At 65.8% G+C, this 25,385-nt stretch carries 21 protein-coding genes and 1 pseudogene; 8 read left to right on the forward strand and 14 right to left on the reverse strand.

The features are described 5' to 3' along the window. The first annotated feature begins 9 nt into the window (after window positions 1–9). On the forward strand, window positions 10–1,416 hold the full coding sequence (locus tag HL671_RS27535; RefSeq protein ID WP_172240541.1) for a serine hydrolase domain-containing protein: 1,407 nt from the start codon (window positions 10–12) through the stop codon (window positions 1,414–1,416). 8 nt (window positions 1,417–1,424) lie between these two features. Here HL671_RS27535 and HL671_RS27540 read toward each other — a convergent pair whose 3' ends face one another. After that, complete coding sequence (locus HL671_RS27540; RefSeq protein WP_011942545.1) at window positions 1,425–2,795, reverse strand: MmgE/PrpD family protein; 1,371 nt, start codon at window positions 2,793–2,795, stop codon at window positions 1,425–1,427. Window positions 2,796–2,915: 120 nt separating this feature from the next. On the opposite strand from HL671_RS27540, the gene HL671_RS27545 reads away from it, so the two are divergent. Then, complete coding sequence (locus tag HL671_RS27545; protein WP_172240544.1) at window positions 2,916–4,058, forward strand: FUSC family protein; 1,143 nt, start codon at window positions 2,916–2,918, stop codon at window positions 4,056–4,058. Window positions 4,059–4,063: 5 nt separating this feature from the next. On the opposite strand, the gene HL671_RS27550 is transcribed toward HL671_RS27545, so the two are convergent. Then, a complete protein-coding gene (locus HL671_RS27550) occupies window positions 4,064–5,446 on the reverse strand; it encodes an MATE family efflux transporter (RefSeq protein WP_172240547.1) in 1,383 nt (460 codons plus the stop codon). An 858-nt stretch (window positions 5,447–6,304) separates the two neighbouring features. Between HL671_RS27550 and HL671_RS27555 the strand changes: the two genes are divergently transcribed. Then, entirely contained in the window at window positions 6,305–6,742 is a 438-nt protein-coding gene (locus HL671_RS27555; protein WP_011942542.1) for a GNAT family N-acetyltransferase, read from the forward strand. A gap of 156 nt (window positions 6,743–6,898) precedes the next feature. On the opposite strand, the gene HL671_RS27560 is transcribed toward HL671_RS27555, so the two are convergent. Both HL671_RS27560 and murA read right to left on the reverse strand, forming a co-directional pair. Continuing rightward, the gene (locus HL671_RS27560; RefSeq protein WP_011942541.1) at window positions 6,899–7,378 is read right to left on the reverse strand and encodes a DUF2867 domain-containing protein; all 480 of its coding nucleotides are present in this window, start codon (window positions 7,376–7,378) and stop codon (window positions 6,899–6,901) included. A 140-nt stretch (window positions 7,379–7,518) separates the two neighbouring features. After that, window positions 7,519–8,814 carry a UDP-N-acetylglucosamine 1-carboxyvinyltransferase gene (murA, locus tag HL671_RS27565; RefSeq protein ID WP_011942540.1) on the reverse strand — a complete coding sequence of 432 codons (1,296 nt, stop codon included), beginning with the start codon at window positions 8,812–8,814 and terminating at the stop codon, window positions 7,519–7,521. 195 nt (window positions 8,815–9,009) lie between these two features. On the opposite strand from murA, the gene HL671_RS27570 reads away from it, so the two are divergent. Further along, window positions 9,010–9,342, forward strand: a complete 333-nt coding sequence (locus tag HL671_RS27570; RefSeq protein WP_172240550.1) for a peptidoglycan recognition protein family protein — start codon at window positions 9,010–9,012, stop codon at window positions 9,340–9,342. A gap of 17 nt (window positions 9,343–9,359) precedes the next feature. Here the strand turns inward: HL671_RS27570 and HL671_RS27575 are convergent, their stop codons facing one another. The 8 genes from HL671_RS27575 to rpsT all read right to left on the reverse strand — a co-directional run bounded on the left by HL671_RS27575 (window position 9,360) and on the right by rpsT (window position 21,186). After that, a complete protein-coding gene (locus HL671_RS27575) occupies window positions 9,360–10,097 on the reverse strand; it encodes a lysozyme inhibitor LprI family protein (RefSeq protein WP_172240553.1) in 738 nt (245 codons plus the stop codon). A gap of 40 nt (window positions 10,098–10,137) precedes the next feature. Then, window positions 10,138–12,576, reverse strand: a complete 2,439-nt coding sequence (gene gyrB, locus HL671_RS27580; protein ID WP_011942537.1) for a DNA topoisomerase (ATP-hydrolyzing) subunit B — start codon at window positions 12,574–12,576, stop codon at window positions 10,138–10,140. A gap of 334 nt (window positions 12,577–12,910) precedes the next feature. Beyond that, the gene (locus HL671_RS27585) at window positions 12,911–15,052 is read right to left on the reverse strand and encodes a hypothetical protein (protein ID WP_172240556.1); all 2,142 of its coding nucleotides are present in this window, start codon (window positions 15,050–15,052) and stop codon (window positions 12,911–12,913) included. 127 nt (window positions 15,053–15,179) lie between these two features. After that, window positions 15,180–16,316 carry a DNA replication/repair protein RecF gene (gene recF, locus HL671_RS27590; RefSeq protein ID WP_172240559.1) on the reverse strand — a complete coding sequence of 379 codons (1,137 nt, stop codon included), beginning with the start codon at window positions 16,314–16,316 and terminating at the stop codon, window positions 15,180–15,182. A gap of 63 nt (window positions 16,317–16,379) precedes the next feature. After that, on the reverse strand, window positions 16,380–16,667 hold the full coding sequence (locus tag HL671_RS27595) for a GIY-YIG nuclease family protein (RefSeq protein ID WP_172240562.1): 288 nt from the start codon (window positions 16,665–16,667) through the stop codon (window positions 16,380–16,382). 71 nt (window positions 16,668–16,738) lie between these two features. Next, window positions 16,739–17,857 carry a DNA polymerase III subunit beta gene (dnaN, locus tag HL671_RS27600; RefSeq protein ID WP_011942531.1) on the reverse strand — a complete coding sequence of 373 codons (1,119 nt, stop codon included), beginning with the start codon at window positions 17,855–17,857 and terminating at the stop codon, window positions 16,739–16,741. A gap of 295 nt (window positions 17,858–18,152) precedes the next feature. After that, window positions 18,153–19,580: a chromosomal replication initiator protein DnaA gene (gene dnaA, locus HL671_RS27605; protein ID WP_011942530.1), complete on the reverse strand. Its 1,428-nt coding sequence runs from the start codon at window positions 19,578–19,580 to the stop codon at window positions 18,153–18,155. Between the two features lie 1,339 nt (window positions 19,581–20,919). Beyond that, entirely contained in the window at window positions 20,920–21,186 is a 267-nt protein-coding gene (gene rpsT / locus HL671_RS27610; protein ID WP_012047584.1) for a 30S ribosomal protein S20, read from the reverse strand. A 360-nt stretch (window positions 21,187–21,546) separates the two neighbouring features. Here rpsT and HL671_RS27615 point away from each other — a divergent pair, with 360 nt between their 5' ends. The 3 genes from HL671_RS27615 to HL671_RS27625 all read left to right on the forward strand — a co-directional run bounded on the left by HL671_RS27615 (window position 21,547) and on the right by HL671_RS27625 (window position 23,770). Further along, on the forward strand, window positions 21,547–21,864 hold the full coding sequence (locus tag HL671_RS27615) for a hypothetical protein (RefSeq protein WP_172240565.1): 318 nt from the start codon (window positions 21,547–21,549) through the stop codon (window positions 21,862–21,864). Window positions 21,865–22,049: 185 nt separating this feature from the next. Further along, window positions 22,050–22,706, forward strand: coding sequence for a peptide-methionine (S)-S-oxide reductase MsrA (gene msrA / locus HL671_RS27620; RefSeq protein ID WP_012047582.1), 657 nt, complete (start codon window positions 22,050–22,052; stop codon window positions 22,704–22,706). 347 nt (window positions 22,707–23,053) lie between these two features. Further along, window positions 23,054–23,770 carry a polysaccharide biosynthesis/export family protein gene (locus HL671_RS27625; protein WP_012047581.1) on the forward strand — a complete coding sequence of 239 codons (717 nt, stop codon included), beginning with the start codon at window positions 23,054–23,056 and terminating at the stop codon, window positions 23,768–23,770. Window positions 23,771–23,957: 187 nt separating this feature from the next. Here HL671_RS27625 and HL671_RS27630 read toward each other — a convergent pair whose 3' ends face one another. Both HL671_RS27630 and HL671_RS27635 read right to left on the reverse strand, forming a co-directional pair. Next, window positions 23,958–24,629, reverse strand: coding sequence for a dienelactone hydrolase family protein (locus HL671_RS27630; RefSeq protein WP_012047580.1), 672 nt, complete (start codon window positions 24,627–24,629; stop codon window positions 23,958–23,960). A 40-nt stretch (window positions 24,630–24,669) separates the two neighbouring features. Beyond that, window positions 24,670–25,050: a hypothetical protein gene (locus HL671_RS27635; protein WP_148221573.1), complete on the reverse strand. Its 381-nt coding sequence runs from the start codon at window positions 25,048–25,050 to the stop codon at window positions 24,670–24,672. A 258-nt stretch (window positions 25,051–25,308) separates the two neighbouring features. On the opposite strand from HL671_RS27635, the pseudogene HL671_RS39005 reads away from it, so the two are divergent. Next, a pseudogene (locus tag HL671_RS39005) lies at window positions 25,309–25,385 on the forward strand ((2Fe-2S)-binding protein); the annotation flags it as partial.

The raw sequence follows: 25,385 nt of genomic DNA on the forward strand, positions 1-25,385 counted from the left end.
GAGCTGCCCATGACTCGCCGCCGCCTGCTGTTCGTTGTTCTCGCCACCACTGCGCTGACCGCCTTGGCCGTCGCCGCCGCCCGTGCCCGCGACGTGCCCCAGGTCGCGACGGGTTTCATCGCCAGCGTGGTGTGTTCGGAGACCTTCGTCTCCGGCGTCGACCCGGACCGCATCCTGTCCGAAACCCAAGCCGCGATGCCCGGTGCTGGCCTGCTGAACTGGGCCATGGACGTCCATGTGGATCGCGTCGCCAAGGACGTTACCGTCACGCTCCTCGGGCTCGGCCGCAGCCATGCGGTCTTTGCCGAGGGGCTCGGCTGTCATCTGGACCATGGCGAGGCGCAAGGCTGGCCGACGGCGCGGCCCGCTCCTGCGCAGCCGGCCGCGCTCCCGGAGATCGCTCCGCCCCATCCCGTGGCGCCGGCGACACCTGCGCTCGCCGCCGCACTCGATCGCGCCTTCTCCGAGCCGGAGTCCCCGCCGTTCCGGCGCACGCATGCCGTGATCGTGCTCAAGGACGGCAAAGTGATCGCCGAACGTTACGCCCCCGGGTTCACGCTCGACACGCCCTTGCTCGGTTTCTCCGCGACCAAGTCGATGACCGCCACCCTGATCGGCATTCTCGTCCGCCAGGGCAGACTCGCGCTGCACGCGCCAGCGCCCGTCGCCGCGTGGCGGAGCGAGATCGATCCGCGCCACGCCATCACCATCGATCACCTGCTGCGGCATACCGCGGGGCTCGCGCTCGGCAACTCGCTGCAGGCCTCGTTGTTGTCGGCGCTCGAGCCGGTCAACCGGATGAAGTTCGTCGAAGCGGATCGCGCGGCGTTCGCCGAATCCATGCCGCTCGAAACCAATCCGGGCGCTGTCTTCAACTACCACGATGGCAACACCGTCATCCTCTCGCATCTCATCCGCGACGCCGCTGGCGGCAGTGCTGCGGATGTGCTTCGTTTTGCCCATCGCGAGCTGTTCGATCCGCTCGGTATGCGCAACGTCACGATCGAGTTCGATGCCGCCGGCACTCCGGAGGGATCGAGCCAGATGCTGGCATCGGCGCGCGATTGGGCGCGGCTCGGCCAACTCTATCTCGACGACGGCGTCGTCGGCGGCCGCCGCATCCTGCCCGCGGGCTGGGTCGATTATGTCAGCACCCCGACGCCGGACGCCTTTGTCGGCATCGGCGCCGGATTTTGGACCAATCGTGGCGACAGTTTCGGCGCGAATTACCGCATCTCCCATGGCTGGCCGCGCGATGCCTTCTTCGCCAAGGGCACGCTCGGCCAGTATGTCATCGTCATCCCCTCCGAACGCCTGGTCATCGCGCGCTTCGGCCGCACCGTGAACTGGCCGCCGGAGGTCGACGGCGTGGCACGGCTCGTGAGCGACGTGATTGCCGCGACACATGGGGAATGATGCATGCGCTATGCTCTCCCCAACGCGGTGGCCTGCGCCACACGATCGAACCGCTCCAGCCCCAGGATCGCGTCGGCAAAATGCTGCGCCCGGCTGCTCAGCACCGGCCGCGCCAAGGTGATGAACTTGTCGCTCATGGCCTGCGCCGAGGGGAACGAGGTCGGCTCGCCCGACGGATCGTCATGCAGCCGCTCGTGCACGCCATCCTCGGTGGTGATGGTGACGCGCGCGCCGAACGGATGGCTGCGGCCGATCTCCAATTTGTCGTCCTGCACGACGTCGAACTTGTTCGCGAGGTTGTTGATCGCAGCATCGCCGAGCCGCGTGTAGTCGTCCCAGCCGAAGCGGCCCTGGTCGAGCGCCAGCGCGCCGGTGAAGAACATCGAGAACTGGCCGCCGACGATCGAGGTCGGGTGGCGCTTGGTCGCGGCATCGCCGGTCAAGGTGATGCCGTTGCGGTGCAGACCGATCTCGACGCGCTTGACCTGGTCCGGGGTCAGATTGTGCTCGCGGCGCAGTGCGATGATGGCGTCGATCGCGGCATGCGTATAGCGGCAGCTCGGATACGGCTTCACGCCGATCTTCATCGTCTCATAGGTCGTGCCGAGGCCGGCGACCGCTTTCTCCCGGTGCGGCGTGTCGGTGTAGCCGACCAGCAGGCCGTGCTTGCCCTCGACGGATTCGATCGCGCCGACGAAATCGTTCTTGGCCAAGGTCGCCGCGATCACGCCGTTCATCGCCGACGCCCCGACCTGGTAGCGCTTGTTCCAGGCGCCGTTGACCAGGAATTGCAGCGAGCCGGCCGCCTGGCTGCCGGACACGCCGAACGCGTAGATCAGCTGCTGCTCGGACAGGCCGAACAGCTTGCCGGCGGCCGCGGCTGCGCCATAGGTGCCTGCCGTCGCAGTCGGGTGAAACCCGCGGGCATAATGCGAGGTTGGATCGAGCGCATTGCCGAGCCGGCAGCACACTTCATAGCCGGCGACGATCGCGGTCAGCACTTCGCGGCCCGACGCGCCGACCATTTCGCCGACGGCGAAGGCGGCCGGCACCACCGGGGCGCTGGGATGCAGCGACGAGTCGGCGTGGGTATCGTCGAAATCGAGCGAATGGCCCATCGTGCCGTTCAGCAGCGCCGCCACCGCCGGCGTCCACGTCCTGGAATCGCCGAACACGGTCGCCTCGCCGGCCGAATCCAGCTTGAGTGCCGCCAGCATCTTCACCACGGATGGGGTGGATTCCGCCTCGCGCCGGGCACGGATGGCGCTGCCGAGAAAGTCCAGGGTCAGCACCTTGGCGCGGTCGAGTACCTCGGGCGGGATATCGTCATATTTCAGGTCGGCGACATAGGCGGCGAGCGTTGCGGTTTCCTGGGCCATCGTGTTTCCTCGGTTCGTTGGAAACAGCGTAGGCAAGCTGATTCTGCGTTTCAAGCCGCTCGGATCGGGTGGGAAGCTGCTATGTCCGGACCGCGCCGGTCCTTGCGAGGTGAGTGAGTGATGGCGTCGTTCAAGGAGCTGTTCGGGCGGGTCCGCGCCCGCAAGGCGCCGATGTCGCTGGCCGTGCGCGGCACGGTGGCGGCGACGCTGGCCTTCGCGATCGCGACCGCGTTTCAGCTCAAGCTGCCGCTGTGGGCGGTGCTGACCTCGCTGATCGTGACGCAAGGCAGCGTCGGGCGTTCGCTGAAGGCGACGCGCGACTACATGTTCGGCACCATCGGCGGGGCGATCTATGGCGGCGCCATCACGGTCTTCATCCCGCATTCGGGCGAGCTGCAACTGCTCGGCATGCTGATCCTGGCGGTGACGCCGCTCGCCTTCATCGCCGCGATCAATCCCAGCCTCAACGCGGCGACGGTGACGGCGGTGATTGTGCTGCTGGTGCCGACCATGGGCCATCTCGATCCCCTGGGCTCGGCGATCGATCGCGTGTTCGAGGTCGCGGTCGGCGCGCTCACGGGACTCGCCGTCTCGTTCATCGTGCTTCCGTCGCGCGCCCATGTGCAGATGCGCAGCGCGGCGGGGCGGCTGCTCGAGCTGATCGCCGCGGCGCTGGCCGAATTGCTTGCCGGCCTGTCGCGCGGCCGTGACAACGACGCGTTGCACCGGATCCAGGACGGCATCGGCGCGGCGCTGACCGAGCTGAACGCGACCGGCGCCGAGGCCGAGCGCGAGCGCGCGGCGCGGCTGTCCTCGGGCGCCGATACGGGGCCGCTGCTGCGTACGATCCTCAGGCTGCGCCATGACGTCGTGATGATCGGTCGCGCCAGCGTGGTGCCGCTGCCCTCGGAGCTGCAGGCGCGGCTGTCGGGTCCGGTGACGCGCGTCAGCGACGCCATTGCCAGCTATCTGCGCGGCTGCGCCGGCGCCATCCGCAATGGTTCCGGCCCGCCGGCGATCTGGCCGGTTCATGTCGCTCTCAAGGCCTATGCCGAGGCGGTCGCCGCGGTGCGCAGCGACGGCCTGACGCGCGGCCTGCCGGGCGACGCGGCCGAGCGCTTCTTCGCGCTCGGCTTCTCGCTGGACCAGATGCGGCAGAACTTGATCGACCTCGAGCGCGTCGTCGCCGAATGGGCCGGCGCGTCGACGGGCAAGCCGCATCGGCCGCAGCCGGAGCAGACGTCCGACACGGCCGGCGCGTGACGGCGTCATCGCGACAGCCGCAGGAAGCGCAGCACCAGCAGGGCTGCGTAGATCGCGGTGCCGAGCGATAACCCGATCCAGATCCCGGTCGCGCCCAGCGCGGTCCGCAGACCGAGCACATAGGAGGCGGGAAAGCCGATCAGCCAGTAGCCGAGCACGGCGAGCAGCAGCGGCACGCGCGTGTCCTTGATGCCGCGCAAGGCGCCCACCGCGATGGTCTGCAGTGCATCGGTGATGAAGAAGGTCGTGCCGACCAGCAGCAAGGTGGCCGCCAGCGCCGCGGTCGCCTCTGCATCGGCGAGGCCGGAGCCGAGGAACAGCTGCACGATGTCGTACCGCGCCAGGATGATTCCGACGGTGAACAGCACGGCAAGCGAAACGCCGAGCAGCATCGCCATCAGCCCGGCGCGCCGAACCCCGATCGTGTCGTTGCGTCCCGTGGCATGGCCGACGCGGACGGTCGCGGCCATGCTGATGCCGAACGGCACCATGAACAGGATCGCCGTGATCTGCAGCGCGATCTGATGCGCGGCCAGCGCGGCCGTGCTGATCAGTCCCATCAGGATCGCGGCCGCGGAGAACAGGCCATATTCGAGCAGGAACGACAGCGAGATCGGCGCGCCGATGACGAGGAGCTGGCGCATCAGCCGCCAGTCGATCCGCTGCAACCGTGCCAGCACGTGATAGTCGCGGAACGGCGCACGACACGTTGCGAACCACAGGCCGGCGAGAAACGTTCCCAGATTGACAGTCGATGTGGCCAGACCGACGCCGGTCAGGCCGAGCTGCGGAAAGCCCCACTGGCCGTAGAGCAGCGGATAGACCAGCAACGCGTTGAGCGGAATCGCGGCCAGCGTGATCCACAGCACCGGCTCGGGGCGGTTGACCGCGCCCATGAAGCTGCGCAGCGCCAGGAACCACAGCATCGGCGCAATGCCCCAGGCGAGCCCGGCGAGATAATTCTGCGCGAGATGGGCCACGCCCGGGGCCTGTCCCAGCGCGAGCAGGATGGCCTCGCCGTTCAGCGCGATCAGCATGATCGGCAGTGCGATGAACAGGCCGGCCCACAGGCCGACCCGCAACGCGCGCCGCACCAGGCCGGCGTCGGCCGCGCCGTAGGCCTGGGCGGCGAGCGGCGCCACCGCCGACATCAGTCCCATGCCGAAGGTCGAGCCGACGAAATAGACCGTGCCCGCCAAGGCCGCCGCCGCGACGGCGTCGCCGCCGAGCCGGCCGATGAAGGCGAGGTCGGTCGACATCATCGCGATCTGCGACAGTTGCGTCAGCGCCATCGGCGCGGCGAGGCGCATCGTGTCCCAGAGTTCGAGCGCGAAAGACGGTGCGGGCGCCGCCGGAGGCGCGTGGTCGGTTCCAATTGCGGTGGTCATGAGGGCGGCTATAGCAGCCCTCGTGACGTCCTGCACATCAAGGACGTATGTTCCGGTTCGGAGACGTGCGGCGCGTGAGCGCAGTTCCGCGCAACAATTCGCGATCATAGGCTCAAACATCTTCGCGTTCGTGACAGCGCGATCTCGCGGCGCCTTTCGCGCCCGAGCTCTGCCTGGCCAGTGGCCCTCGGAGATGAGAGGGCGCAGGGAAGGCTGGGTGCTTGACCACACCCATGGCCCGCCTGCAAAAGAAGTAGCAGGCGGCAGTCACCACAGGTCGGCCGCACATCCGGCCTTCCCTGCGCAATGGTTGGAACGGCTTATACGTACTCTCCCCGGTGCGCCGTGCTCGTTGGCCACCGTCGCCAGCGGATCGCCCGCCGGCTTGACCTCAGCGTCGGGAGGCCAGGACCATACGATTTCGCCGTATGCGGTCGCTCATTCGTCCACGCGCCGGTCTCGGGTTGCTTCCCTCGTGCGCGCTGTGAGCCGCCGCATCCATCGCATCCCCGCCCTCTACGGTCCGTGACGATCGCGAAGCGTCCCTCTCATGAGGACGGGATGGCGGCAGTCTTTCCGATTTTCGGAAATAACGCAAGCGGAAAATTTCGGCAAACCAGATGGCTTGAAGCAGGTCATTGGGTTGGCTATCGAATTGAGTGTTTCAGCGAGCTGGGTCTCGCTTGTTCGGCCGATCCGCCGTAACGTTGAAGCGATCTTGCTCACGAAACGTCAACAGAAGCGCGAGGTGAGTCGCAAAGACGGCATGCGATCGATCTTTCGCGAAGGTTCGCTGCCACATCCCTTGGCGCGACATGTTGGCGGGATACCTTGGCGTGATAGGGAAGTTCGCTGACCATGACGATCGTTCTTGAGCCCGTCGACGATCAGTTGCCAATCGATTTTCATCAGCTCGAGCTGGACGCGAGAGCCGGCGGTCATGCCAACATGACCCGGCTGTCGGCCGAGTTCGCCGAGGCACCGTCGATGTTCCACCGCGTGATCGCAGCCCATGTCGATGGCGTGCTCGCCGGCATAGGCGCGATCACCGACGAGCCGGTGCCGTCCACGCAGCCGGCCTGGCGCATGCGGCGGCTTTACGTGCACAGGGACTTCAGGCGCCGTCGCGTGGCACGGACCATCGTGGCAGATCTGCTGCGCGCGCCAGCCGGAGAGATCGAGATCGTGACCGTCCACGCGGGCAGCGATGACGCTGCACGCTTCTGGGAGGCGATAGGGTTCGATGCTGTCGCAGGGCAAGGCTGGTCGCATCAGCGGCGACTCCGATCGGCCTGATGTCGCGGCGTCAGTCCCGGCCGAATTGCGCAAGAAACCCACGAGCCCGTTGGTCGAGCTCGTGTTGGCGTTCAGTGCGCAGAGATGCAATCCAGGCTGTGGCAGCCGCGGACCTCGCGATTGGTTTGCTGGCGCCTTGCGAGGGGGGCTGCGGGATCAGGCGGACGCTGCGACTTGCCGGAGCATCGTCTTTGCGACCAGCCGGTGAAACGGCATGATGATGGTGAGATAGATGCGGCCGAGCGCGTTGTGGGTCTGCACCAGGGTGGTCGCGGTCACCTGTGACGTCTTGCCATGAGAGGCGGCATCGATCACGACGCGAAAATCCAGATGCATGTCGTCGAAGCCGAGCACAATCCGTTGCGGCGTTTCATCGACGACCGGAAACATGCCGATCATCGGCCGCGGATTTTGCGCGTCAGCGCCAGATGTCTTCAGACCGAACGGGCGGACCAGCAGATTGCGCAGCTTCACGAGCGCGGCCATCCACGCGGGTGCCTGACCGAGCATACGCTCGGCCGCCATGCGGGCATCGAGCGCCGGGGCTTCGACGGTGATGCGGAAGGCATCGGCGAAGTCCGCGTCAGCAAGCCAGCGCGCACGGTCGACATCGGGAGTGATTTCGCTGATGGTCATGGGCCATGAGCCTCGCAAGCCGTGGTCGTCGCTGCGATCCGCACGATAGTACATCGCGCGCCTGCGGCGATCGAATTACCGTCGATCCCCTCGTTTCTCCGCTCGCGATGATGCCGCGCAGACACGAGGCGTCGAACGTTTCATCGCCCGCGCTCCGGCACGCGGGTGATCTTGGCGCCAAGCGCGTTCAGCCGCTCGTCGATGCGCTCGTAGCCGCGCTCGATCTGGTCGGCGTTGTCGATCTTGGACGTGCCTTCGGCGCAGAGCGCGGCCAGCAGCATGGCCATGCCGGCGCGGATGTCGGGGGAGACGACGCGGGCGCCGCGCAGCCGGCTCGGGCCGGACACGATGGCGCGGTGCGGGTCGCACAGCACGATACGCGCGCCCATCGAGATCAGCTTGTCGACGAAGAACATCCGCGACTCGAACATCTTCTCGAACATCAGGATCACGCCCTCGCATTGCGTGGCGGTAACGATCGCGATCGACATCAGGTCGGCCGGGAAGGCCGGCCAGGGCTGGTCCTCCAGCTTCGGCACATGGCCGCCGAAATCGTCCTTGATCTTCATGGTCTGGTCTGAGGGCACGATGAGGTCGTCGCCGGCGACCTCGCAGACGATGCCGAGCCGCTCGAAGCCCATCCGGATCGAGCGCAGATGCTCGGTGCCGGCGCGCACGATGCGCAACGGCGAGCGCGTCACCGCGGCGAGCCCGATCAGCGAACCGACCTCGATGTGATCGGGCTGGATCGCGTAGGACGCCTGGCCGAGCGTGCTGGCGCCATGGATCACCATGGTGTTGGTGCCGATGCCCTCGATATTGGCGCCGAGCGCGACCAGGAAATGCGCGAGGTCCTGGACATGCGGCTCGGAGGCCGCGTTGCGCAAATAAGTCGTGCCGTGCGCGGCGACGGCCGCGACCAGCGCGTTCTCGGTCGCGGTGACGCTGGGCTCGTCGAGGAAGACATCGGCGCCTTTCAGGCCGGAGGCGCGCAGCTCGATCTTGTCGGTCGCGGTGACGGTGGCGCCGAGCTGCTCGAAGGCCAGGAAATGCGTGTCGAGGCGGCGGCGGCCGATCACGTCGCCGCCGGGCGGCGGCAGCGCCACTTCGCCGCAGCGGGCGAGCAGGGGACCGGCGAGCAGGATCGAGGCCCGGATGCGGGCGCACAGGTCTGGATCGAGATCGGCGGCGCGGATCTCCTTGGCGTGGATCGCGAGGCGGTTGCGGCCGCGCCATTCGGCGGACGCGCCGACCGAGCGCACCAGCTCGACCAGCGTCTCGGTGTCGCGGATGCGCGGCACGTTGTCGAGCGTCACCGGATGCTCGGTCAAGAGTGCCGCGGCGATGATCGGCAGCGCCGCGTTCTTGTTGCCCGACGGCTCGATCGCGCCCTTGAGCCGGTGACCCCCCTCGACGATGTATTGAATGGGCGCCATGCGCGAAAGGTCCGTTTGGAGAGGGGGCTTTGCAGGAGGACGACCGGCCCCAGGGGAACCTGGATCGGCGACGGAAATAGCACGAAAGGCACAGGCAGGCCACTGCTCCGGCTGAGGGGGGCAGAGGTTCAACTCTCGTCCGGTGAGGCATTGTCCTGGGCCGCAGGAACGCTGATATTCACGGTGGGAGCTGTCATGATCGAAGTTGTCACGGTATCGGAGCGGAAGGAACGGGAGACCGCACGGCGGCAGCGGGCAGCTGATCCCCTCATGGTTGAGCTGAAGGCATTCGCGCAGCGATGCGGCGGCCACTTCAGCGTCCTTGGATCGGTCGCGCAGCAGCGCCTGTCATTCGACAGCGATTTTGATGTCATTGTCGATATCCCGCCCGAGCAGGAGGTCGCTGCCGTCGAACTCGTCGAGGATCTTTGCCGCCAGCATGGTCTTCCGACCGACATCCGACTCAAGTCTCACGCCAACGAGCGGCTGCTCGCGCGCGTCGCGGATTATGCGGTGATCCTGCCGTGAGCGACAAGCTACAGACGTTACGGACCCCCACACATATGTTGTGAGTCCGGCATGATCCAGGAAGTCCGGGATGTCAGGTTGGTCGCAGAATATTCTCGTCCGCGATTATCGCCAGGCGGGCAATTTCTGGGAATCGACGAAAGGCAGAGCAGCACCTGGTCGCCTATGTGCGAGCGCGCGACGTCTTCCTCATAGCCGTAGGAAATTTGGTAGATATCGTTTGTGTATTTGACTGCCGTTCCGCTTACCTCGTCGTCTTTGGAGAGAGGAAATTTTAGCGTCTCACCAAAGCGTCCGGTGATGGAGGCTATTTGTGTTCGCGTGCAATGGCCGCGCATCTGCGGCAGCTTTTCGTCCATCACCGCGGGATGCACTTTCGCATAGTTCAGACGATATTCGCCGATCCATGGTGGGACGGGTACATTCGATCCCATTTCTCCGAACAACGAGATTGCTTTGACCTGCGCATCAAGGATGCAAATTTGCTCCGCGCCACACGCGCGCCTGTCGTCGAGACGTTCCTTTGCGCTGGTCTTTACGTCTGCAGTATCGGCCTTCTTTGCTGTAAGCGCTTGCTTGAACGCGATCGCGACTGCCTGATCGAGTTCGGCGAGATGGTCATCTTCGCAGATCAGCTTTTCGTCAGACGATTTTGCGCGCGAGCAATCGAAACTTGGACTGGTCGCGCTCGCAGGCGCATGGCCAAGAAGCAAAGGGAAGAGCGCCGGCGAGAGTTTCTTCAAGCTGATAGCCATCTCGGTAATTCCCGGGGAGCCTCCGATACGGCTGGCAACGCTACACGTCTACATTCGCCGACAGCGAATTGTCCTGGATGAACTCGCGGCGCGGCTCGACGACGTCGCCCATCAGCTTGGTGAAGATGTCGTCGGCCTCGTCGACCTCCTTGACCTTCACCTGCAGCAGCGTGCGCGCCTCGGTATCGAGCGTGGTTTCCCAGAGCTGCTGCGGATTCATCTCGCCCAGCCCTTTGTAGCGCTGCATGGCGATGCCCTTGCGGCCGGCATCGGTGACGGCCTCGAACAGGTCGATCGGGCCGTGGATCACGGTCGGTGCGTCGCCGCGGCGCAGGAAGCCGGGCTTGGCATAGGCCTCCTGCAGGCGCGCCGCGTAGTCGTCGAGCTTGCGCGCATCGGCAGAGGCAAGCAGGGCATCGTCGATCACGGCGACGTCCTTGACGCCGCGCACGGTGCGCTCGAAGGTGAAACCCTGGCCTTCGACGAAGTGACCGATCCAGCCGCGTTCGACCTCGTCGGCGAGCACGTCGAGCCGCTTGGCGATGTACTCCGCCGCGGCATCGGCAGTGGCGATGTCACGGGTGATGTCCGCGCGCAGCACGCCAGCGATCGCGGCCTGCTCGACGACCGTGCGGTCGTAGCGGCTGTGCAGGTTGCGCAGGATGTTGCGGACGATGCGCGCCTCTTCGACGAGCGCCAGGAGGTCGCGGCCCTTGCGTTCCTCGCCCTCGGCGCTCTTGAACACGCAGTCGTCGAGGCCGGTGCCGATCAGATAATCCTCCAGCGCGCGCTCGTCCTTCAGATACTGCTCGGACTTGCCGCGCGTCACTTTGTAGAGCGGCGGCTGCGCGATGTAGAGATGGCCGCGATCGATGATCTGGCGCATCTGTCGGTAGAAGAACGTCAGCAGCAAGGTGCGGATGTGGGCGCCGTCGACGTCGGCGTCGGTCATCACGATGATCTTGTGATAGCGCAGCTTGTCGATCGAGAAGTCGTCGCTGATGCCAGTGCCGAGCGCCGTGATCAAGGTGCCGATCTGCTCGCTGGACAACATCTTGTCCGGACGCACGCGTTCGACATTGAGGATCTTGCCGCGCAGCGGCAGCACGGCCTGGAACTCGCGGTTGCGGCCCTGCTTGGCGCTTCCGCCGGCCGAGTCACCCTCGACGATGAACAGCTCGGACTTGGCCGGATCCTTTTCCTGACAGTCGGCGAGCTTGCCGGGCAGGGAGGCGATGTTGTTGAGCGGATTCTTGCGCGTCAGCTCACGCGCCTTGCGCGCCGCCTCGCGCGCGGCGGCGGCCTGGATCACCTTGCCGACCACCGTCTTGGCCTCGGACGGATGCTCCTCGAACCACGCCGACAGCGCTTCGTTGATGACGTTCTCGACCACCGGGCGCACTTCCGAGGACACCAACTTGTCCTTGGTCTGCGACGAGAATTTTGGGTCGGGCACCTTCACGGAGAGCACCGCGGTGAGGCCTTCGCGGCAGTCGTCGCCGGTCAGCGCGATCTTTTCCTTCTTGGCGTGGGCATCCGCGTAGCCGTTGACCTGGCGCGTCAGCGCGCCGCGGAAGCCGGCGAGATGGGTGCCGCCGTCACGCTGCGGGATGTTGTTGGTGAAGCACAGTACGTTCTCATGATAGCTGTCGTTCCACCACAGCGCCGCCTCGACGGTGATGCCGTTGACCTCCGAGCGGACCATGATCGGGGACGGCACGATCGCCTTCTTGTTGCGGTCGAGATATCTGACGAACTCCTCGACGCCGCCGGAATAGAACATCTCCTCGCGCTTCTCGACCGCGTGGCGCATGTCGGAGAGCACGATGTGGACGCCGGAGTTGAGGAAGGCGAGCTCGCGCAGGCGATGCTCGAGCGTCGCGTAGTCGTATTCGACCATCTTGAAGGTTTCGGTCGAGGCGAGGAACGTCACCTCGGTGCCGCGCCGGCCCTGTGCTTCGCCGACCACCTTGAGCGGCGCTACGGCATCGCCATGGGCGAACTCGATCAGGTGCTCCTTGTCCTCGCGCCAGATCCGCAGCTGCAGCTTGCTCGACAGCGCGTTGACGACGGAGACGCCAACGCCGTGCAGACCGCCGGAAACCTTGTATGAGTTCTGGTCGAACTTACCGCCGGCATGCAGCTGGGTCATGATGACCTCGGCTGCCGACACGCCTTCACCCTTGTGGATGTCGACCGGAATGCCGCGGCCGTCATCGCGCACCGTGACGGAATTGTCGGCGTTGAGCACCACCTCGACGCGGCTCGCATAGCCGGCGAGTGCTTCGTCGATCGCATTGTCGACGACCTCGTAGACCATGTGGTGCAGGCCGGAGCCGTCATCGGTGTCGCCGATATACATGCCCGGGCGCTTGCGCACGGCATCCAGGCCCTTCAACACCCGGATCGATTCAGCGCCATAGTCGTTCGCGGTTGCAGGCTCGTTGTCGGCGATGGTTTGCCGGGCGGGTTCGGTCATGTGAGGCCTTTGAAAGGATCCCGAGGAGCGGTGTCGCGCGAGGGTGCTGAGAGCATTCTTTGTGCCATGAAAGAGGGGACGCGCCTAGCGCAAAAAGGCGTATCCTAAGATATTGAAGAAATAGGTTTTTTTAACGTTTTTTCAAGTCGCCCGAAGGCCTCGTTGGGGCCGCGCGAAAGGCCGATTCGGGCGCGATTTTTGCGGCTGCTTGAAAGCACCTGGCGAGGCCTCGCCGAAGGCCTCTCAAAGACCGCAGGCCGCCCATTGGGCGGCCTGCGAGGGGATCGGTCTCGGTGGTCGCCGTTCGGCCGTGGGCCGTGGTGCCAGCGGACCGTCAGTACAGCGGCAGCGGGAGGGCCCGGCCGGTCGGGCCGACCATCAGGCCCCAGGTATCGCCGGCGCCGAGCGCGATCGTATCGCTGACGGGCGCGCGGCCTGCGATCTTGATCTCGTAGCGGTATTTTCCCGGCGGCAGATCGAGCAGCGGGCCCTTGGGCGTCTTCGGGCTGCCGATGCCGGCCGCGATCTTCACCGTCTGCTTGTTGATCGTCAGCACGGCGTCGGCGTCACCGACATTGCCGAGCATCAGCTTGGCCTGTCCCGGCTTGGGCAGGATCTCGGCCTTGGCAGCGGCCTCCGCGTTCTTCTGCACCAGGTTGACCGAGGTCTCGCCTCTCGCGCGGCCCAGTGTCAGCACGGCCGGCCCCTGCGGCGAGGCGAAGGCGAGCCGGGCGCTGTCGACGCTGATCTGCGCGCTCTGCGGCGTCTCCTGCCAGCCGAGCTTGGCCAACTCGCTACGGTAGAACGCTACGACGGCTTTCAGCTCTGCCGGCACGCTCGCCTCGAGCTCGAGCCGCACCGGCGTGTCGATGCCCGGCGCCTTGGAGCGGCCCATCGAGGTCGCGCTGCGCTCCTTCGGGACCGGCAGGGCCGAGCTGGGATCAGCCTCGAGCGGCGCGGCAGCCGGGGCGGGCTGCGCGGCGGCCGTCGGCCCGGCGGCCGCGACGAGACCAGGACCGTCGGCCGTCACGTTCACCTTGGGGCCCATCTGCATGATCGTGAACGCGACCGCCTTGCCTTTCGTGGAGAACTCCAGCCGCGCCATGGTCGGATTGTCGATCACGGTCGGCGCCTCCTTCCAGCCGGCAGGCTTCAGGGTCGCGCGGTAGAAGCCGGTGAGCGCCCGCACCGATGAGGTCGACTTGAACTCCAGCCGTCCCTGGCTACCGTCGAACTCCACTGCCTCGGCGGTCTCGGGCAGCGGGATCGGCGCAGGATTGCCGGCCAGCGCCTTCAGCGGCGCGTCCGACATGGCGCCGACCTGCGCGCTGCGGCGCGCCTCGTCGGCGGCGATCACCTGCTTGGCCATCGCGGCGGCATCGGCCATGAACCTGTCGTCGGCGTCCTTCTTGGCCTTGGCGCGCGCGGCCAGCGCCGCCTCGGTGGCGCGCACCGACAGCTCGACCATGGTGAGATCGTAGTTGCGCGACAGCCTCAAGGTTCCGGTCTCCTCGGCAGAGGCCACCTTCAGCGTCACGTCGTTCGCCGTGCCCGGTGCGGCCGCCTCGATCCGCCAGCCGCGTGCCGGCAGCTCGCGCGTGTAGAAGGCAAGTACGGCCGGCAGCTCGGCGATCACGGCGCCCTTGGCCTGGCGGCTCGGCGACGTCGCGCCGCCGAGACTCTGCGACCACTTCGTCGGCTTTGGCATCGGCAGGCCCGCCCGCTCCTCACCAGCCTCGAGTTCGGCGGGAAGCGCGAACGGCGCAACCCGGACCTCGACATTGGTCCTGCCGTCGTCGCGCCGGGTCAGCGTCAGCATCACCGGGCTCTGGCGGCGAGAGCCGTCGTTGTCGTCACGGCCGTAGAAGGCTCGCACGCCGCCCGGCATGGTCTCGCTCAGATCGGCATTCGGCCAGCGCGCGGCGGCCTCCGGCGCGAGCGGCTTCCAGCCGATTGCGATCATGTCCTTGGCGTAGAGGGCCTTCGCCGCGTCGAGCGCCATCGGCACGACGCAGGACAGATACAGCCGCGTCTCGTCGAATACGAGGTCAACGGCCCCGTCGGCAAACGGCAGGTCGGCGTAGATGCGCTGCGGCGAGTAGGTCACGTCCGACTGGCCGGGATGGCCGGCGCTTCCGCTCAAGTAGACCGTCAGTCCCTGCTTGCCCTTTTTGTAGTTGAGCAGGGCGCTGCGCTCATCGAGCGGGCGGACGTAGCGCACCCAACCGTCGGCAGCGAGCAGCTGCTGTGTCGCCGGGTTCGCTGCCGCGGCCAGCATCGGGACCCGGTAGACGACGCGGTAGCGGTCGGGACGCGACGTGTCCTCGACCGCGCCGTCGAGCCGCGGGAGTCCGTGCACGTCGACGATGGCGTCATCGGCATGCGCGGGAACGGCGCAGCCCGTGAGCAGCAACAGTCCGCATGCGAACAGCCGCAGCCGCGGCCCGGCGATGGCCTGCCGCCATAGCTCTGTCATCACAGATCTCCAGGACCATGTTCGGGCGCGGGGCGCGCCGGGCTTTGGAGCACGCCGGCGGGAGCTGCGTGTCATCCAACGACAGCTAGTCGAGGCTGGAAACCAAGAGGTTCAACGCCGGAGCGAGCTACCGTCGCGCGCTGATCCGACCGCCTTCGACGTCGAAGATCTCGCCGAGCTCGCGCAGCTCGGCAAAGGCCGCGGGATCCGCCCCGGTCAGCCATACCTGGGCACCGAGCGTGCCGAGCTCGGCGAACAACGCGGTGCGGCGGCCGGGATCGAGATGGGCGACGATCTCGTCGAGCAGCAGCATCGGCACGATGCCCGTGGTCTCGGCGACCAGGGTCGCATGCGCAAGGATCAGCCCGATCAGCAGTGCCTTCTGCTCGCCGGTCGAGGCATCGCGCGCCGGCATGCTTTTCGGCGCATAGATGACGTGGAGATCGGTGAGATGCGGGCCGTCAAGCGTCCGCCCCGCCGCGGCATCGCGCGCGCGGTTGTCGCGCAGCAGGGCGCGATAGCGGTCTTCGACGGCGAGCGCGGGTTCGGTCAGCAGCGCATTCTCCATCCAGCCGTCGAGCGCGATCTCGGCGGATGGGAATGCGGAGGCTTGTCCGCGCTGGCGCAGCATCGCGGCGAGCTTCACCGCGGTCTGGCCGCGGCTCGCGGCGACGGCAACCGCAAGCTCCGCCGTCTCGCGCTCGATCGCGTCACACCAATGGTCGTCGAAATTGCGCACCTCGAGCAGCCGGTTGCGCGAGCGCAACGAGCGCTCCAGCGCCGAGACGCGGCTGGAATGTTCGCTGTCGATGGCGAGCACCAGGCGGTCGAAGAAGCGGCGGCGCTCGGAGGCTGCGCCCATGAACAGACCGTCCATCGCCGGCGTCAGCCAGACCATGCGGATGTGGTCGCCGAACGCGGCCGCCGAGCCGACTGGCTCGCGGTCGATGCGGCAGCGCCTGGCAGTCGCGGCGTCGTTGCGCGGCGGCTCGATGCCGGTGCCGAAGGTCGCCAGTCCCAGCGCGCCCTCGATCTCCGCCGAGATCGCCCAGGAGCCGTCGCCCTGATTGTCGGCCACGTCTTCCAGCGTGGCGCGGCGCAGGCCACGGCCGGGCGCGAAGAACGAGATCGCCTCCAGGCAATTGGTCTTGCCGGCGCCGTTCGCTCCCACCAGCGCGACCATGTCCGCCTGCACGCTGACGCTGGCCGCGCGATAGCTGCGGAAATGCGTCAGCGCGAGGCGGTTGATGCGGGAGGGGGTCATGGGAAGAAGTTACAAGCCCAGCTTTGTCATTGCCGGGCTTGACCCGGCAATCCATCGTCCGCGTCAGCGGACTATTTCATCATAAAGATCGCGCCAGTCCGGATTACTCGCGACGATGAGGTCGATCTTCCATTCACGTGACCAGTGCTTGATGTTCTTCTCACGCTGCAATGCTGCGGCGATCGTCTCATGCGCCTCGAAATAGACCAGCCGCTTGATGCCGTAGCGTCTGGTGGAACTCTCGGCGAGACCTTCGCGGTGCTCATAGACGCGCCGAATAAGATCGTTGGTCACGCCGATATAAAGCGTGCCGCCGGGCTTGCTGGCGAGTATGTACACCCAGTTGGCCATTTGTTGAGATGGATGGCCGGGTCAAGCCCGGCCATGACGAGTTAACCTGAAAGCTCGCAGCGGGCGTGAGGTCACACCCGCATCGGCATCAGCACGTACAGCGCGTTCCGGTTGTCGCGGTCCTGGATCAGGGTTGGCGAACCCGGGTCGGCAAGCCGGAGCACCGCGACCTCGCCCTCGATCTGGGCGGCGATGTCGAGCAGATAGCGCGAGTTGAAGCCGATATCGAGCGCGTCGGCGGCGTATTCGACCTCGAGCTCTTCGGTCGCGCTGCCGGAATCGGGATTGGTGACCGACAGCACCAGTCTGCCGGGGGAGAGCGCGAGCTTTACGGCGCGGCCGCGCTCGCTCGAAATGGTGGAGACGCGATCGACGGCAGCGGCGAAATCGGCCTTGTCGACGATCAGTTCCTTGTCGTTGTTCTGCGGAATGACGCGGCCGTAATCCGGGAAGGTGCCGTCGATCAGTTTCGATGTCAGAACGACCTGGCCCAGCGTGAAGCGGATCTTGCCCTGTGACAGCTCGATCCTGATCTCGCTGTCATTGTCCTCGATCAGGCGCTGCACCTCGCCGACGGTCTTGCGCGGCACGATCACGCCCGGCATCTCGGCGGCGCCGGCGGGTTGCGGCAGGTCGACCTGGGCGAGGCGGTGGCCGTCGGTCGCCACCGCGCGCAGGCTCGGCTGCTTGGCCGTGCCGCCGGCATGCAGATAGATGCCGTTCAGGTAATAGCGCGTCTCCTCGGTCGAGATCGCGAATTGGGTCCGGTCGATCAGGCTCTTGATGTCCTTGGCGGGAACCCCGAAGGCATGCGTCATGTCGCCCGCGGCGAGATCCGGGAAATCGCTTTCCGGCAGTGTCTGCAGGGTGAACTTGGAGCGGCCGGCGCGGATCGCGAGCACGGCGCGCTCACCGTCGCTCTCCAGCACGATCTGCGAACCATCCGGCAGCTTGCGCACAATGTCGTAGAACATGTGCGCGGGCACGGTGGTCGCACCGGCGGTAGCGGTCTCGGCCGCCAGCGTTTCCGTCACTTCGAGGTCGAGATCGGTCGCGCGCAGCGAGAGCCGCGCATTCTCGGCACGCACCAGCACATTGCCCAGGATCGGGATGGTGTTGCGCCGCTCGACCACCCGGTGGACGTGGCCCAGCGACTTCAGGAGCTGCGCGCGTTCGACGGTTACCTTCATTGCACTACCCGCCCGTTCCCAACTGAGCTTGTCCTGGAATGCCGGCGGGCTGAGCAGCGCCGCGGCCGATGGCACCTCGCGCCCGAACGGCGCTTGGTCAGCGTCCAGGAGCGTGAGGGGGAGGCGTAAAGTGGCGCGGATGAGGCCCGAGCGCAAGGGATGGCGGGCCGATTTCCCATGTTTCGGCAGGCGCTTCCGCGATCCGGAGGCCAGGTCCGAGGGGACGTCTGAAGGGCATGAAGACCACGGCTGGGGACGGACCTTCTGTCCGCTCCCCCGGGCCGTGCGCGCTCGTTCAATCCTGAAGCTGGCGCTTCAGCGCCTCGACCTCGTCGTTCAGCGTCGTGTCCTTCCCGACCAGCGCCTCGATCTTGCGGACCGCATGCAGCACGGTGGTGTGGTCGCGACCGCCGAAGCGGCGGCCGATCTCGGGCAGCGACCGCAAGGTCAGCGTCTTCGCCAGATACATCGCGACCTGGCGCGGGCGGACGACGTTGGCGGTGCGCCGCGACGACAACAGGTCGGAGCGGCTGACATTGTACTGCCGCGCCACGACGCGCTGGATGTCCTCGATCTTGATCCGCTTCGGCTCCTGCGGCCGCACCAGGTCGCGAACCTCGCGCTCGGCCATATCAAGCGTAACCGGCTGGTTGTTGAGCTTGGAATGCGCCAGCAGACGGTTGATGGCGCCTTCGAGGTCGCGACCATTATGGGTGATGGAGCGGGCGAGATAATCCAGCACCGGCTCCGGCACGTCGAAGCTGGCATGATGGGCGCGCGCCGCCGCGACGCGCGACTTGAGAATGCCGAGCCGCAGATCCTCGCCCAGCGTGGCCATCTCGACGACCAGACCGCCGGCGAGCCGCGAGCGGACGCGGTCGTCGAGGCTTTCGAGATCGGACGGCGGGCGGTCGGCCGCGATCACCACCTGGCGTCCGGCATCGATCAGCGCATTCAGCGTGTGGCAGAACTCCGCCTGCGTGGACTTGCCCTGCAGGAACTGCAGATCATCGATGACCAGCACGTCGATGCCGCGCAACGCCTCCTTGAACGCCAGCGCCGTCTGCGATTTCAGCGCCGCAACGAAGCCGTACATGAACTTCTCGGCGGTGAGATACAGCACCTTGCGCTCGCCGCCGGCATTGCCGGCCCAGGTCACGGCCTGCAGCAGATGCGTCTTGCCGAGGCCGACGCCGGCATGAATGTAAAGCGGGTTGAACATCACGGGATCGCCGCGGCGGCCGTCGGCGACCTGGCGGGCGGCGGCATGGGCGAGCGTGTTGGCGCGGCCGACCACGAAGCTGGCGAAGGTCAGGCGCGGATCGAGCGGCGAGCCGCCAAGCGCGTCATGGCTGGCCGCGACGGGCGTCATCACCGGCGCACGGGTGTCGGCAGGCTTGGCGTCACCGCGCTCGGCGCGGCGCGCTTCGACGGCGACCGGCGCCTCCTTGGCGGGCGTTGCGCAGCGCATGGCGGTGCGAACGGAGAGATCGATGCGATGCACCTCCGGCATCTCCGCCTGCCAGCAGGAGAGCACCCGTTCGGCGTAATGTGCCTGGATCCAGCTCTTCAGGAAACGCGTCGGCACCGACAGATGAACGCTCTCATCCTGCACGGCTTCGAGGTCCATCCGCGCAAACCAGCTCGTATAGACGTCCTCGCCGACGGTCGAGCGCAGCCGACCCTTCACGCGAGACCAGCGTTCCTGTTCCGAATTTGTCATGGCAGTCGCAACTTTTCGAATTGAGTGGTGGTGTCAAGTGATCGCCGGGCAGATGTCCTGAAACGGAATCGCCAGCCGCGGCGAGACCTCGAGCGGAGGCTCAACTCCAGACATAGCTTCGCCGTTCAGCGCGCACGCTGTCGGGCAGATCAATGCTGGTCGAGGAAGTGTCTCCGCGAGGTCAGCGCATACTCCGATGCGCGATGAGGAGGGGAGGACCGATGGCCGTGCTGGGGGTGTCGACCGCTAAGGGTGCGTGATCCGGAACCGGTGTTCTGTGTCCAACCGTGATGTGTCCGTAAAGCATGCAACCTCCCCGCCTCGCCGTGATTGCTCACGGCAAGTTGTCATCTCGCACATGTCCCAAAGGCAGCCGCGTCCGAACCCCAAGATTCAGCCGCTACGCCATACATCCCGTCCAATTGTCCACCCACTGAGCGAAGCTGTCGTAAGCTCCAGCCGGGTCGACCCTTGCCGTATTTCTCTTGTTCAAAACGGCACAACGATGATGTTGTGCCCGAGAAATTTCGACAATGATCAGCCGCTACCCATAATGACTATGGATACCGAACCGGCCATCGCTTTGGAAAGCGTCGCCAACGCGCACACCGCCGCCGATTTGCACGTCCGCCCCGTTTCTAAAACCGCGCTGGTCTCAAGATCGTGGGCGCCGCGAGTGGATTAAAGAAATACATCATCCGCCGGGACTCGCAATCCATTTGATCGGAGCAGTCGTGACGAGTCTTTGCACCGCTTGCCGCATCGCGTCGCGCGTTAAGAAAGCAAGGTTTTGAATCATCGCGAGGAATCTCGGATGTGACAAACAACATCGTCTGCCCAAAATTTCTTCATAATTTTTTTACGTTGCCCCCGAGCACGCCCGCTTTTCCAATCACTTGGTCGCGCTATGCGCTTAAGTCATTTTCGAAGCGAAGTTTTTTGCGATTACTTCAAGCGGGTAACTCCCGCCGCACAGCGTGCGCGAGTTGAACCTCGGATTGTGTGCTCTTGACATCGATGCGCATGCACAATGCAGATTCGCGATTGTTTCAGGTGAGGCAAAATTGTCACCGCGTAGAACTACGGAACGCAGGCACGTAGGACTACGGAACGTGTCAGGTCTGCGCGACAGCACCGCTGTTCGGATGCGCGAGCTCGGTGCAGCGTCCCAATCTGGTTCACACGATCGCATTCAGGTGTGACGCGCGCCTGACATGTGCTGGCGGCCGGCTGCAAGGGGGCGAGACAGAGAGTGCGCCAAAGACAGAGTGCGCAAAAGAAAAGCCCGGCGTGAGCCGGGCTGTTGCATCTTGATTAGTACGTCAGTCGCTCGAACGGTTCACTTCGCGAGCTTGGCGATCTGGTGCGTGAGGCGCGACACTTTGCGGCTCGCATTGTTCTTGTGAATGATGTTGCGCTGCGCGGCGCGCATCAGCTGCGGCTCGGCGTTGGCCATCGCCTTCAGCGCAGCTTCACGATCGCCCTTCTTGATCGCGTCTTCGACGGAGCGAACCGCGCCGCGCATCTGGGTGCGGCGCGACTTGTTGATGATGGTGCGGCGGGCAATCTTGCGCGTCGCTTTCTTCGCGGAAGTCGTATTGGCCATGCTCTCAAATATCCTTCGCCGGCGAGCAGTCGCCGCTCTTGCGGGTACGCGCGCGGCCCGCCTGACGCGGTCCCATCGACGCGGTGGTTGTTCGGACGCCTCTCTGAGAATGCCACGACCGGAGCGGATCTGCTCGGTGGACCGGCGCTGCTCAAAGAACAGCGGCGGCGGGATTGCGCCCACCGCCAGTGGAGCACCTTATAGGCGCAGCCCCGCCGAGCGTCAACGGTCTCTGCGACCCCCGCTGCCGCCGAAACCGCGCAAAACGAGCTTCTAAACCCCTGACGAGGTTGAATTTCCCGAGGGGGCCCGCTATGGCCTTGCTGCCCTTCGGGGCAGCTGAGAGAGGGCAGGTGAGGCATGATCCGCGGTTTTTTCCGGCTGGTGGGGCTGTTGCTGCTCGCCGGGAGCTTCATCTTCGTCGTCTATGACGGTGCGCGCTGGGTGGCCGACCAGACCCTGCAATTCACCCGCTTCGGCCAGCTCTGGAACGACGTCCACCAGTCGAGCCAGGCAGCGTTCCGGGCCTGGGTGGACGCCAAGGCCCCGTTCCTGTGGGAGTGGATCGTCAAGGTGCTGCTCGACCAGCCTGTTTTCGCCGTCCTTGGCCTGCTCGGCATTCTCCTGATGCTCCTGTTCCGGCCGCGCCAGCCGCTGATCGGCTATTCGCGCGACTGAGCGCGGCGGTTCGCCGCGTCCGGCGACCGGCGGGTGCGCGGAACCCTGGGCCGCGGCGCTGCGTCTGGCGTAACGGCGCTACTGCCCGGCGCGTAGAGCTCTATATATCCAGAACGATATCGGCCATCCTGCCCGCGGGCTCTCTCTCCCCCTGCGGAAACCCATGGCCATGAGCGGAGACATCCATGTTCTTCATGCGCAAATCCCCTGTCTTGCCGACCGCCGCCGACGCGCTGCCCGGCCGTACCCAGCCGATCCCGACGGCGCCGACCCATTTCGTCAATGGCCGCCGGCTCTTGCCGCCCTATCCCGCCGGCCTTGAGCAGGCCGTTTTCGGGCTCGGCTGCTTCTGGGGCGCCGAGCGCAAATTCTGGCAGCTTGGCGACGGCGTCCACGTCACCGCCGTGGGCTATGCCGGCGGCCACACGCCGAACCCGACCTATGAGGAAGTGTGCTCGGGGCTGACGGCGCATACCGAGGTCGTCCTGGTGGTGTTCGATCCCAAGGTCATCTCCTATGAGCGCCTGCTGAAGACGTTCTGGGAGAGTCATGACCCGACCCAGGGCATGCGCCAGGGCAACGATGTCGGCACGCAATATCGCTCGGCGATCTACACTTTCAGCGATGCGCAGCGCGAGACGGCGGACGCGTCGAAGGCCGCCTATGAGACAGCGCTCCGTGCCAAGGGGCTCGGGGCCATCACGACGGAGATCGCGCCGGCAGGCCCGTTCTATTTCGCCGAGGATTATCATCAGCAATATCTGGCGAAGAATCCGGCCGGCTATTGTGGGCTCGGCGGCACCGGCGTGGCGTGTCCGATCGGCGTCGGTGTCACTGCCTAGACGAACATTTCGAAAGTCTCGGTCCTGTTGAGATGGACATGTCGACCTCCGCTGTCGTCATCCGCGAAGGCCTTCGCGGAGCATGACCGCGTTACAGGCGGCGAGAGCTCAAATCAGCACTGGCCGCCGATCCTGAGGAAACGCTCGTTGCGTTTCAGCGGCGCGTTGCCGTGACATGGGATGCCCTCTCCGGCCTCGTGGAGAGGGTTTTTCTCGTAAGGCCTATTGGCTCGCGTCGCGCGGCCTCGTCCAGGCGCAGTTGCGCGCGGCGCAGACGACACGCGCCAACGATTTGTTAACCTTAACCGCGCATCACTAGGGCACATCCTCCTTCAAGGATTGTTCGAGTGCGCGCGTTTTTCGTTCCAGTCATTGCCGCCTTTTCCGCGATCCTGCTGTCGGGCTGTATGCACACGGCTTCCCCCGTCGCCGTCGGCCAGCCGCACAGTGATCTCGATGCAATGGCCTATGGGATGCCTTCCTCCGACCCGGTTGCCGCCACCGGGCAGGGTGGGGCCATCCCGGCGCTGCGCAACGCGTTCGCCGCCGCCCCGCGCGGTGGCGCCTATGTCATGCCTGCCGGCTACACGCCGCCGCGGTATGATGCTGCGTACCATCTCGATGCCGGCGACCGGCTGCGCGTCGTTGTCTACGGCCAGGAGGGGCTCACCAACACCTACGCGATCGATGCATCCGGCGCGATTACGATGCCGCTGATCGGCAGCGTGCCGGCGCGTGGCCGCACCACGGCCGGCCTCGCCGCCGAGATCGCGGCCAAGCTGCGCAACGGCTACATTCGTGAACCATCGGTCGCGGTCGAGATCGAAGCCTATCGCCCGTTCTTCATCCTGGGCGAGGTGCAGGCGCCTGGCCAATATCCCTACGTTCCCAACATGACGGTGGAGAGCGCGATCGCGATCGCCGGCGGCTTCTCGCCGCGCGCGCGACGCGACGTGGTCACGCTGACCCATACCGATGCGTCAGGCGTGGCCCGCTACGAGGTGCCGTTGGGCACCTCGCTCAAGCCCGGCGATACGATTCAGGTCGGCGAGCGCTGGTTCTGATCTCGGCAGCCATTCGGGGCGACCGCGGAGCGTGAACCGGAAGTGCGTGATCGCGGGTCCCGCTATGCGGCGGCCGTGAGCGACCTCAGCCTTTGCCTTCCCGTTATTCCGAGCGAAGCGCTATAGAGTCAGGTTGAGGCTCTGGAGTGCGTCGTCGCTTCGCCCCTCGCAATGACGGCGGCCGTCCTCAACGCAGATGCTGCGCGAAGAAGGCGAGGCTGCGCGTCCAGGCGAGATCGGCGCTCGGCTTGTCGTAGCTCGCGCGCTCATCGCAGCCGAAGCCGTGCTGGGCGCCGGGATAGACGAAGATCTCGACGTCGGGGCGCTTGGCCTTGATAGCGTCGACGTCGGCCAAGGGAATGCCGGCATCCTTCTCGCCGAAATGCAGCTGGGTGGGGACAGTGGGCTTGTCATCGGCGAAGCGCACGATGGCGCCGCCATAATAGCCGACCGCGGCCTTCAACCCGGTCAGTTTGGTCGCCGCCGCATAGGCGATGCTGCCGCCGAGGCAAAAGCCGATGATCCCGACCGCGGCCACATCCTTCACCGCGTCGATCGCGGCCTGGGTGTCGCGCAGCATGGCAGGCCAATCCGGATTGGCGACGAATTTCCGCGCCACGGCGATTTCATCAGGGGAGTAGCCTGACGTGAAGTCGGGTTCGATGCGGTCGAAGATCGCGGGTGCCACCGCGACATAGCCTTCGGCGGCGAGCCGGTCACAGACATTGCGGATGTGATGATTGACGCCGAAGATCTCCTGGATGACGACAAGGGCGCCCTTTGGCGTTCCCGCCGGATCTGCCCGGTAAGCGCCGAGCTGAAAGCCGTCTGCCGCAGCGAGCTTGATGTCCTGTCCCACGTTCTGTCCTTCCAACTATGAGTCCAAACCTGCGCGGCGTTTACCGCCACATCCAATTGGTGCCGTAATCCTCTTTCCAGCCGCTCAGCCGTCCGTTCCGGAACTTGAGAAACAGGCGATGACGATGCGGCACCAATCCGCTGCCTCCGAGATTCCGCAAGGCGAGATAGGTCTCGTTGCCGGGTGATCCCTTCACGTAGATCAGCGGCTGCGCCAGCGCGCGTGATGTCTCACCGACATCCATTCCGAAGGCAAGCGGCGACAGGTTGGATAACGTCGCTGTGAAAGGCGCGCGGCCGCCTGGCGAGGAACCCGCCTCGTGCGCGTCAGCGGGATTCGCGATTAGCAGATCCGTGAGCAGCACCACGGACGACAGCATGGCGATGCTGAGACGCGGCGGTCTGTGCGCGGGTGTTCTCATGGACAGGCGTCTCCTTCGGCAGAACGCGGCCGACAGCCGCCGTTCTTAGCCTGTGCGGCGTCGCGATCCCAGCGCTTCCGCGCCGCACAAGGCGGATTGCCGATTCATTTCGCACGGCGTTGTTCCAAATTCCGTTGCGTCCCCCTCGCAACGCGATCATTCTTATGATGGCTGGCATCTATCCGGTGGGTGCCAGGGATCTCGACAAACCGAACTTCGCCGTAAGCGAAGTCGCACGCCGGGCGGGGAAGAAACCACATGCCTAATCTCACCATCAATGGGCGGACCATGTCCGTCGACGCGGCGAATGACACGCCGCTGCTATGGGTCATCCG

This window comes from Bradyrhizobium denitrificans (assembly GCF_013179005.1).
In the GTDB taxonomy this organism is placed as follows: Bacteria; Pseudomonadota; Alphaproteobacteria; order Rhizobiales; family Xanthobacteraceae; genus Bradyrhizobium; species Bradyrhizobium denitrificans.